Below are 1,405 nucleotides of genomic sequence, written 5' to 3' on the forward strand. Positions count from 1 at the left end.
ACACTAGCGTCGCATTAAAATAATTTGGCGCAATATTATAATCTGAATTTTCTGTAACAACATATATGCATAAAAAAATCCCTTATAATGGTTGGAGGTAGTAACCGATCCAAATCCAAAATAAAGGACATCGCATGGATAAGTTTACACGAAAAACATCATTTGAACAATGGTTTTCACCACTAAACCTGATATTAATGGAGGAACTGGTGAAAACACATCAATTAAATTACTATACAAAGAAGCTATATATGGCTTCCTTTATGAAATTACTATTGTATGCCCAACTTCATGAAACGGAGAGTTTACGAGCATTGAGCGACGCTGTATTTTCAGACGATCTGCAACGTGCAACTGGGGTAGAATCCATTAGCTTCTCCCAATTGGGCAGACGAATCAATACGATCCCAACCGATTTCTTTCAAACGATTTTTCTAGATTTAGTCGCACAAATCCATCAGAAAACGGATTTTCAGAAACGAAGGAAAATAACAACACCTTTAAAAATCATTGATTCGAGTACCTTACCGCTTAATTTAACCAATCATAAGTGGGCAGAATTTCGAAAGACAAAATCGGGTGTAAAGCTTCACCTTCGACTTGTTTTTATGGAAAAAGGGCTCTCCTATCCGGATCAAGCCGTGCTAACAAACGCCATTGAACATGATAAATTACAGTTGGAAGTATTGATGGACGATAAAGAATGCCTCTACGTGTTTGACCGTGGCTACTTGGATTACGAGCGCTTTGATCGCATGACGGATGATGGCTATTTCTTTGTCACACGTCTTCGGAAAAATGCCGTCATACGCGTACTTGAAACATTTTCCTTACCAGAAGATTCAAACGTTCTATCAGATGAAATGGTGGTCATTGGTTCAACCCAAAGTCGTTCAGAAAATGTGTTTCGTCTTCTGAAACTACTCGATACAAAAGGAAATGAACTCTCGCTTCTGACAAACCGATTTGATTTAAGTGCCGATGAAATTGCGGAAATTTACAAATCACGCTGGGCAATCGAGTTGTTTTTCAAATGGATGAAACAACATCTGAATATTAAAAAGTTCTACGGTCATAGCGAACAGGCTGTACACAATCAAGTGTATATTGCGATGATTGTGTATTGTTTGAACGTATTAGCGCAGTTGAACACGAATAGCGACCGAAGCTATTTACAAATAAGCCGTTATTTAAAAGCAGCCCTATGGAAATCCGCTCACATTTGGTTACGCAAAATCCAAGGAAAGAGCGTCCCGTAAAGGGTTGATAGTCGTTGTTGCACAAGTCATTGGTTATAGTAAAAAAATGGATGTTTACTACCTTAGCTTTGGTGTTTTCGTTTTTTCTCTAAAACGCCAGAAAATATAAACTGAAAATTCAGAACTTATTTATGCGACGGTAGTGA

General features: G+C 37.9%; 1 protein-coding gene. It reads left to right on the forward strand.

Annotation, left to right across the window (positions count from 1 at the left end):
* Window positions 1-134 precede the first annotated feature (134 nt).
* Window positions 135-1,259, forward strand: coding sequence for an IS4 family transposase (locus D8M03_RS17555; protein WP_066235239.1), 1,125 nt, complete (start codon window positions 135-137; stop codon window positions 1,257-1,259).
* Window positions 1,260-1,405: the final 146 nt, after the last annotated feature.

The sequence above is a fragment of the Ureibacillus endophyticus genome, from assembly GCF_003628435.1.
GTDB lineage: Bacteria > Bacillota > Bacilli > Bacillales_A > Planococcaceae > Ureibacillus > Ureibacillus endophyticus.

Excerpts from the sequence above, each read along its gene's own strand:
- D8M03_RS17555 (WP_066235239.1), top strand. The coding sequence starts at position 135 with ATGGATAAGTTTACACGAAAAACATCATTTGAACAATGGTTTTCACCA.